Raw genomic sequence first — 9,693 nt, forward strand, 5'->3', positions numbered from 1 at the left:
TTTTTATTTACGGTTATATCTATCTTACCAAGAAGCTCTTCTGCGTCTTTACCCGTAATGCCTTTGTTTCTTAAATCGATTAACATCATATGGTTATCTGTACCATCAGAAATAATATTAAACCCTTTATCGATTAAGGCACTTGCGAGTGTTTGTGTATTTTTCTTTACTTGAACCATGTAATGAAGAAAATCATCAGAGAGTGCCTCTTTAAATGCCACTGCTTTAGCAGCGATTATATGCTCTAAAGGACCTCCTTGATTACCAGAAATACAGCACTGTTTAACAATGATGACATCTTTTTCAATTTACCGCTCTTCAAACGTTGATCAAATTTCTATTTACGACTAGACAACGGATTATATATGTGATTAAAAAAGTTTTGATTTTTTCATTTTGTAAGTAATTGATTCGAAGGTGTTTGAGGACGGGTTGTGATTTTTTTCAAATTTTTTGTCGTAAAAGTTTGTTTGGTAAGAAAAAGTGTGTGTATATTTGCACCCGCTTTGGGAAACAATGATGTTTACATAAAGCGATAGTTCTTCAAAAAGGTTGGAAATATTTGTAGCGGATTGTGAGGATTTCGCATCAAATTTTCGGTCTAGATATTTTGAAGTAGTTCATTGAAAATAATGATTGACAGCACAGCGATACTGTTTTTGTATTGATTAATACAAAGGCAAGTATTGGTAAGAAAATAAAAATAGACACATGTACGCTAATTGAGGGTTCTTAAAAGAGGTTTTTGGAGTTATTCTAATAAATGATCTTTAAAAGATTCTACGATGAAGAGTTTGATCCTGGCTCAGGATGAACGCTAGCGGCAGGCCTAACACATGCAAGTCGAGGGGCAGCATAGATAGCTTGCTATCTGATGGCGACCGGCGCACGGGTGCGTAACGCGTATACAACCTACCTATTACTGAGGGATAGCCCGAAGAAATTTGGATTAATACCTCATAGTATTATAAGATGGCATCATTTAATAATTAAAGGTTACGGTAATAGATGGGTATGCGTCCTATTAGCTAGATGGTGAGGTAACGGCTCACCATGGCAACGATAGGTAGGGGTCCTGAGAGGGAGATCCCCCACACTGGTACTGAGACACGGACCAGACTCCTACGGGAGGCAGCAGTGAGGAATATTGGACAATGGAGGCAACTCTGATCCAGCCATGCCGCGTGTAGGAAGACGGCCCTATGGGTTGTAAACTACTTTTGTACGGGAAGAAATACAGTCACGTGTGATTGTTTGACGGTACCGTAAGAATAAGCACCGGCTAACTCCGTGCCAGCAGCCGCGGTAATACGGAGGGTGCAAGCGTTATCCGGAATCATTGGGTTTAAAGGGTCCGTAGGCGGGTAATTAAGTCAGTGGTGAAATGCAGGGGCTCAACTCCGGCACTGCCATTGATACTGGTTATCTTGAATTATTGTGAAGTGGTTAGAATATGTAGTGTAGCGGTGAAATGCTTAGATATTACATAGAATACCGATTGCGAAGGCAGATCACTAACAATATATTGACGCTGATGGACGAAAGCGTGGGGAGCGAACAGGATTAGATACCCTGGTAGTCCACGCCGTAAACGATGGTTACTAGCTGTTTGGATCGATTGAGATCTGAGTGGCCAAGCGAAAGTGATAAGTAACCCACCTGGGGAGTACGTTCGCAAGAATGAAACTCAAAGGAATTGACGGGGGCCCGCACAAGCGGTGGAGCATGTGGTTTAATTCGATGATACGCGAGGAACCTTACCAGGGCTTAAATGCAGTATGACAGATTTGGAAACAGATTTTTCTTCGGACATATTGCAAGGTGCTGCATGGTTGTCGTCAGCTCGTGCCGTGAGGTGTCAGGTTAAGTCCTATAACGAGCGCAACCCCTATTTCTAGTTGCCAGCACATAATGGTGGGGACTCTAGAGAGACTGCCGGTGCAAACCGTGAGGAAGGTGGGGATGACGTCAAATCATCACGGCCCTTACGTCCTGGGCTACACACGTGCTACAATGGTAGGGACAGAGAGCAGCCACTTCGCGAGAAGGAGCGAATCTACAAACCCTATCTCAGTTCGGATCGCAGTCTGCAACTCGACTGCGTGAAGCTGGAATCGCTAGTAATCGCATATCAGCCATGATGCGGTGAATACGTTCCCGGGCCTTGTACACACCGCCCGTCAAGCCATGGAAGCTGGGGGTGCCTGAAGTCGGTGACCGAAAGGAGCTGCCTAGGGTAAAACTAGTAACTGGGGCTAAGTCGTAACAAGGTAGCCGTACCGGAAGGTGCGGCTGGAACACCTCCTTTCTGGAGTTCCTGAAATAATGGAACGAAACAAGGGATAGTTTCAAGACCTTTAACACTCAATTAGTGTGTGTTTATTTTAAAAAGCAAGTCAATCAAGAAATAGTCGCAAGACACTCAGTCTCATAGCTCAGCTGGTTAGAGCGCTACACTGATAATGTAGAGGTCGGCAGTTCGAGTCTGCCTGAGACTACGATGTCTTAGGTAGTTATTGAGTAGATAATTATAGCTAAGAGATAAAGTTCATTTATAGAATTTTAATGGAAATTCTAGAGGTTGAGGATTCTAAATTCGATATTCTAAATTCAGTATTTAGGATTCGTCATGGGGAATTAGCTCAGCTGGCTAGAGCGCCTGCCTTGCACGCAGGAGGTCATCGGTTCGACTCCGATATTCTCCACGAATGATTAGTAGAGATTAATCATTAAACGTTCATTGACATTTTGAAAAGATCAAAACGAGCATTAGTTCTAATATTAATTAGGATTAATACAAGATAGAAAAATAATATTACTATATATCGTTGTATAGTAATAGGTATCATAAGCAAATAAGGGCGTATGGGGGATGCCTAGGCTCTCAGAGGCGATGAAGGACGTGATAAGCTGCGATAAGCTGCGGGGATTGGCACATACGATGTGATCCGCAGATTTCCGAATGGGGCAACCCGGCATGTTGAAGACATGTCACCAGTAATGGAGCAAACCCGGTGAACTGAAACATCTAAGTAGCCGGAGGAAGAGAAAACAATAGTGATTCCGTCAGTAGTGGCGAGCGAACGCGGAAAAGCCCAAACCAATTAGGTTACGGCCTAATTGGGGTTGTAGGACTACAATATTTGATGCTAAAAGAATAAGAATCCTTTGGAAAGAGGAGCCAAAGAAGGTGATAGCCCTGTATTGGTAATTTTAGTTATTGATAGTAGTATCCTGAGTAGTGCGGGGCACGGGAAACCCTGTATGAATCTAGCGGGACCATCCGCTAAGGCTAAATACTCCTGAGAGACCGATAGTGAACCAGTACCGTGAGGGAAAGGTGAAAAGAACCCTGAATAAGGGAGTGAAAAAGAACCTGAAACCATACGCTTACAAGCGGTCGGAGCCTTCGGGTGACGGCGTGCCTTTTGCATAATGAGCCTACGAGTTACCGTTGCTAGCAAGGTTAAGTGTTTCAGACACGGAGCCGTAGCGAAAGCGAGTCTGAATAGGGCGCTATAGTTAGTAGTGGTAGACGCGAAACCGTGTGATCTACCCATGGGCAGGGTGAAGCTGTGGTAACACACAGTGGAGGCCCGAACCGGTTGACGTTGAAAAGTCTTCGGATGACCTGTGGGTAGGGGTGAAAGGCCAATCAAACTCGGAAATAGCTCGTACTCTCCGAAATGCATTTAGGTGCAGCGTTGATTTAGTTTTATAGAGGTAGAGCTACTGATTGGATGCGGGGGCTTCACCGCCTACCAATTCCTGACAAACTCCGAATGCTATAAAATGATGATCAGCAGTGAGGGCATGGGTGCTAAGGTCCATGTCCGAAAGGGAAAGAACCCAGACCATCAGCTAAGGTCCCCAAATGTATGTTAAGTTGAAAAAACGAGGTTGTACTGCTTAGACAGCTAGGATGTTGGCTTGGAAGCAGCCATTCATTTAAAGAGTGCGTAACAGCTCACTAGTCGAGCGGTACGGCATGGATGATAATCGGGCATAAACATACTACCGAAGCTATGGACTCCATTGAGAGTGGTAGGAGAGCATTCTAATTGTGTTGAAGGTGAACTGTGAGGTTTGCTGGAACGATTAGAAACGAAAATGTAGGCATAAGTAACGATAAAGGGGGCGAGAAACCCCCTCACCGAAAGACCAAGGTTTCCTCAGCTATGCTAATCAGCTGAGGGTTAGTCGGGTCCTAACGCGTACCCGAACGGGGAAGTGGATGGATAACAGGTTAATATTCCTGTACCTGCTCACAATAAAAGTGACGGAGGTGTGAATTTGGTGCGTACTGACGGAAATGTACGTTGAACCAACTGTTAAGGTTGGGATAGTACCACAAGGCTACGGCTACGTGGATAATCCAGAGGAGCAACTTCCAAGAAAAGCAAGTGAAGCAGCCCGTACCGTAAACCGACACAGGTGGTTGGGATGAGAATTCTAAGGTGCTCGAGTGATTCATGGCTAAGGAACTAGGCAAAATAGACCTGTAACTTCGGGAGAAAGGTCCCCTATTTAATAGGGCGCAGTGAAAAGATCCAAGCGACTGTTTATCAAAAACACAGGGCTCTGCAAAATCGAAAGATGAAGTATAGGGCCTGACACCTGCCCGGTGCTGGAAGGTTAAGAGGAGGGTTTAGCTTCGGCGAAGATCTGAATTGAAGCCCCAGTAAACGGCGGCCGTAACTATAACGGTCCTAAGGTAGCGAAATTCCTTGTCGGGTAAGTTCCGACCTGCACGAATGGTGTAACGATTTGGATACTGTCTCAGCCATGAGCTCGGTGAAATTGTAGTATCGGTGAAGATGCCGATTACCCGCTACGGGACGAAAAGACCCCGTGCACCTTTACTATAGCTTAGTATTGATTTTGGATAAGTAATGTGTAGGATAGGTGGGAGACTATGAAGTGACGTCGCCAGGCGTTGTGGAGTCATTGTTGAAATACCACCCTTTGCTTATTTGAAATCTAACCCAGAAATGGGGACATTGCTTGGTGGGTAGTTTGACTGGGGTGGTCGCCTCCAAAAGAGTAACGGAGGCTTCTAAAGGTTTCCTCAGCACGCTTGGTAACCGTGCGTAGAGTGCAATGGCATAAGGAAGCTTGACTGAGAGACATACAGGTCGATCAGGTTGGAAACAAGAGCATAGTGATCCGGTGGTTCCGCATGGAAGGGCCATCGCTCAAAGGATAAAAGGTACGCCGGGGATAACAGGCTGATCTCCCCCAAGAGCTCACATCGACGGGGGGGTTTGGCACCTCGATGTCGGCTCGTCACATCCTGGGGCTGGAGAAGGTCCCAAGGGTTGGGCTGTTCGCCCATTAAAGTGGCACGCGAGCTGGGTTCAGAACGTCGTGAGACAGTTCGGTCTCTATCTGTAGTGGGCGCTAGAAATTTGAGTGAATCTGACTTTAGTACGAGAGGACCGAGTTGGACTGACCGCTGGTCTACCAGTTGTTCCGCCAGGGGCATTGCTGGGTAGCTACGTCGGGAAGGGATAAGCGCTGAAAGCATATAAGCGCGAAACCCATCACAAGATGAGATTTCTTTAAAGGGTCGTGGGAGACTACCACGTTGATAGGTCATAGGTGTAAAGGCAGTAATGTCATAGCCGAGTGATACTAATTACCCGTAAGCTTAGATACCTCTATCTACTTGTATTGATTTTGAATTTTTCAAAATGTCAACATATACAGTTGGATTATTTTAATTTAACTGAAACCTTTAAGGTGGTTATAGCAATGGGGCTCACCTCTTACCATTCCGAACAGAGAAGTTAAGCCCATTAGCGCAGATGGTACTGCATTTGTGGGAGAGTATGTCGCCGCCTTCTTTTAAAACCCTTATCAATTTGATAAGGGTTTTTTGTTGTGCTAAACTTTCTCTAATTAGAAATAAATTAAATAAAAGGCTGTTATTAAATAAATAATAACAGCCTTTTATTGTATTCTATTAATATGTTCTTTAGAGTTGAAATAAAGAATATGTGCTCATCATCAAATTGATTTGTTCTTTTATAGATTTTAATTTACTCTCATCGTCTTTATTTGTGATTGCGTCACTTATATATTGAGATATTAGACTCATTTGATATTCTTTCAATCCTCTTGTTGTTACAGCTGCAGTTCCTATGCGTATACCACTTGTTATAAACGGTGACTGGTCGTCAAACGGCACCATATTTTTATTTACGGTTATATCTATCTTACCAAGAAGCTCTTCTGCGTCTTTACCCGTAATGCCTTTGTTTCTTAAATCGATTAACATCATATGGTTATCTGTACCATCAGAAATAATATTAAACCCTTTATCGATTAAGGCACTTGCGAGTGTTTGTGTATTTTTCTTTACTTGAACCATGTAATGAAGAAAATCATCAGAGAGTGCCTCTTTAAATGCCACTGCTTTAGCAGCGATTATATGCTCTAAAGGACCTCCTTGATTACCAGGAAATACAGCACTGTTTAACAATGATGACATCTTTTTCAATTTACCGCTCTTCAAACGTTGATCAAATTTCTATTTACGACTAGACAACGGATTATATATTGTGATTAAAAAAGTTTTGATTTTTTCATTTTGTAAGTAATTGATTCGAAGGTGTTTGAGGACGGGTTGTGATTTTTTTCAAATTTTTTGTCGTAAAAGTTTGTTTGGTAAGAAAAAGTGTGTGTATATTTGCACCCGCTTTGGGAAACAATGATGTTTACATAAAGCGATAGTTCTTCAAAAAGGTTGGAAATATTTGTAGCGGATTGTGAGGATTTCGCATCAAATTTTCGGTCTAGATATTTTGAAGTAGTTCATTGAAAATAATGATTGACAGCACAGCGATACTGTTTTTGTATTGATTAATACAAAGGCAAGTATTGGTAAGAAAATAAAAATAGACACATGTACGCTAATTGAGGGTTCTTAAAAGAGGTTTTTGGAGTTATTCTAATAAATGATCTTTAAAAGATTCTACGATGAAGAGTTTGATCCTGGCTCAGGATGAACGCTAGCGGCAGGCCTAACACATGCAAGTCGAGGGGCAGCATAGATAGCTTGCTATCTGATGGCGACCGGCGCACGGGTGCGTAACGCGTATACAACCTACCTATTACTGAGGGATAGCCCGAAGAAATTTGGATTAATACCTCATAGTATTATAAGATGGCATCATTTAATAATTAAAGGTTACGGTAATAGATGGGTATGCGTCCTATTAGCTAGATGGTGAGGTAACGGCTCACCATGGCAACGATAGGTAGGGGTCCTGAGAGGGAGATCCCCCACACTGGTACTGAGACACGGACCAGACTCCTACGGGAGGCAGCAGTGAGGAATATTGGACAATGGAGGCAACTCTGATCCAGCCATGCCGCGTGTAGGAAGACGGCCCTATGGGTTGTAAACTACTTTTGTACGGGAAGAAATACAGTCACGTGTGATTGTTTGACGGTACCGTAAGAATAAGCACCGGCTAACTCCGTGCCAGCAGCCGCGGTAATACGGAGGGTGCAAGCGTTATCCGGAATCATTGGGTTTAAAGGGTCCGTAGGCGGGTAATTAAGTCAGTGGTGAAATGCAGGGGCTCAACTCCGGCACTGCCATTGATACTGGTTATCTTGAATTATTGTGAAGTGGTTAGAATATGTAGTGTAGCGGTGAAATGCTTAGATATTACATAGAATACCGATTGCGAAGGCAGATCACTAACAATATATTGACGCTGATGGACGAAAGCGTGGGGAGCGAACAGGATTAGATACCCTGGTAGTCCACGCCGTAAACGATGGTTACTAGCTGTTTGGATCGATTGAGATCTGAGTGGCCAAGCGAAAGTGATAAGTAACCCACCTGGGGAGTACGTTCGCAAGAATGAAACTCAAAGGAATTGACGGGGGCCCGCACAAGCGGTGGAGCATGTGGTTTAATTCGATGATACGCGAGGAACCTTACCAGGGCTTAAATGCAGTATGACAGATTTGGAAACAGATTTTTCTTCGGACATATTGCAAGGTGCTGCATGGTTGTCGTCAGCTCGTGCCGTGAGGTGTCAGGTTAAGTCCTATAACGAGCGCAACCCCTATTTCTAGTTGCCAGCACATAATGGTGGGGACTCTAGAGAGACTGCCGGTGCAAACCGTGAGGAAGGTGGGGATGACGTCAAATCATCACGGCCCTTACGTCCTGGGCTACACACGTGCTACAATGGTAGGGACAGAGAGCAGCCACTTCGCGAGAAGGAGCGAATCTACAAACCCTATCTCAGTTCGGATCGCAGTCTGCAACTCGACTGCGTGAAGCTGGAATCGCTAGTAATCGCATATCAGCCATGATGCGGTGAATACGTTCCCGGGCCTTGTACACACCGCCCGTCAAGCCATGGAAGCTGGGGTGCCTGAAGTCGGTGACCGAAAGGAGCTGCCTAGGGTAAACTAGTAACTGGGCTAAGTCGTAACAAGGTAGCCGTACCGGAAGGTGCGGCTGGAACACCTCCTTTCTGGAGTTCCTGAAATAATGGAACGAAACAAGGGATAGTTTCAAGACTTTAACACTCAATTAGTGTGTGTTTATTTTAAAAAGCAAGTCAATCAAGAAATAGTCGCAAGACACTCAGTCTCATAGCTCAGCTGGTTAGAGCGCTACACTGATAATGTAGAGGTCGGCAGTTCGAGTCTGCCTGAGACTACGATGTCTTAGGTAGTTATTGAGTAGATAATTATAGCTAAGAGATAAAGTTCATTTATAGAATTTTAATGGAAATTCTAGAGGTTGAGGATTCTAAATTCGATATTCTAAATTCAGTATTTAGGATTCGTCATGGGGAATTAGCTCAGCTGGCTAGAGCGCCTGCCTTGCACGCAGGAGGTCATCGGTTCGACTCCGATATTCTCCACGAATGATTAGTAGAGATTAATCATTAAACGTTCATTGACATTTTGAAAAGATCAAAACGAGCATTAGTTCTAATATTAATTAGGATTAATACAAGATAGAAAAAATAATATTACTATATATCGTTGTATAGTAATAGGTATCATAAGCAAATAAGGGCGTATGGGGGATCCTAGCTCTCAGAGGCGATGAAGGACGTGATAAGCTGCGATAAGCTGCGGGGATTGGCACATACGATGTGATCCGCAGATTTCCGAATGGGGCAACCCGGCATGTTGAAGGCATGTCACCAGTAATGGAGCAAACCCGGTGAACTGAAACATCTAAGTAGCCGGAGGAAGAGAAAACAATAGTGATTCCGTCAGTAGTGGCGAGCGAACGCGGAAAAGCCCAAACCAATTAGGTTACGGCCTAATTGGGTTGTAGGACTACAATATTTGATGCTAAAAGAATAAGAATCCTTTGGAAAGAGGAGCCAAAGAAGGTGATAGCCCTGTATTGGTAATTTTAGTTATTGATAGTAGTATCCTGAGTAGTGCGGGGCACGGGAAACCCTGTATGAATCTAGCGGGACCATCCGCTAAGGCTAAATACTCCTGAGAGACCGATAGTGAACCAGTACCGTGAGGGAAAGGTGAAAAGAACCCTGAATAAGGAGTGAAAAAGAACCTGAAACCATACGCTTACAAGCGGTCGGAGCCTTCGGGTGACGGCGTGCCTTTTGCATAATGAGCCTACGAGTTACCGTTGCTAGCAAGGTTAAGTGTTTCAGACACGGAGCCGTAGCGAAAGCGAGT

Annotated in this window: 4 tRNA genes, 5 rRNA genes and 2 pseudogenes; 9 read left to right on the forward strand and 2 right to left on the reverse strand. The window is 44.0% G+C overall.

Features of this window, described 5'->3' with window-relative positions:
• Positions 1–304, reverse strand: a pseudogene (glyA, locus tag BST93_RS00160) (serine hydroxymethyltransferase); the annotation flags it as partial.
• Positions 305–782: 478 nt separating this feature from the next.
• On the opposite strand from glyA, the gene BST93_RS00165 reads away from it, so the two are divergent.
• From BST93_RS00165 to rrf, 5 genes are all read left to right on the forward strand, one after another.
• Positions 783–2,308 (forward strand): 16S ribosomal RNA (locus BST93_RS00165).
• A gap of 116 nt (positions 2,309–2,424) precedes the next feature.
• Positions 2,425–2,498, forward strand: a tRNA-Ile gene (locus BST93_RS00170).
• A gap of 133 nt (positions 2,499–2,631) precedes the next feature.
• Positions 2,632–2,705: transfer RNA gene (locus BST93_RS00175), tRNA-Ala, on the forward strand.
• A gap of 139 nt (positions 2,706–2,844) precedes the next feature.
• A 23S ribosomal RNA gene (locus BST93_RS00180) occupies positions 2,845–5,658 on the forward strand.
• Between the two features lie 80 nt (positions 5,659–5,738).
• Positions 5,739–5,846, forward strand: a 5S ribosomal RNA gene (rrf, locus tag BST93_RS00185).
• Between the two features lie 131 nt (positions 5,847–5,977).
• Here rrf and BST93_RS00190 read toward each other — a convergent pair.
• A pseudogene (locus BST93_RS00190) lies at positions 5,978–6,529 on the reverse strand (PLP-dependent aminotransferase family protein); the annotation flags it as partial.
• A 449-nt stretch (positions 6,530–6,978) separates the two neighbouring features.
• Here BST93_RS00190 and BST93_RS00195 point away from each other — a divergent pair.
• The 4 genes from BST93_RS00195 to BST93_RS00210 form a co-directional block, all read left to right on the forward strand.
• A 16S ribosomal RNA gene (locus BST93_RS00195) occupies positions 6,979–8,501 on the forward strand.
• 115 nt (positions 8,502–8,616) lie between these two features.
• Positions 8,617–8,690: transfer RNA gene (locus BST93_RS00200), tRNA-Ile, on the forward strand.
• Positions 8,691–8,823: 133 nt separating this feature from the next.
• A tRNA-Ala gene (locus tag BST93_RS00205) sits at positions 8,824–8,897 on the forward strand.
• Between the two features lie 141 nt (positions 8,898–9,038).
• Positions 9,039–9,693, forward strand: a 23S ribosomal RNA gene (locus BST93_RS00210); the annotation flags it as partial.

This window comes from Nonlabens tegetincola (assembly GCF_002954355.1).
Classification (GTDB): domain Bacteria; phylum Bacteroidota; class Bacteroidia; order Flavobacteriales; family Flavobacteriaceae; genus Nonlabens; species Nonlabens tegetincola.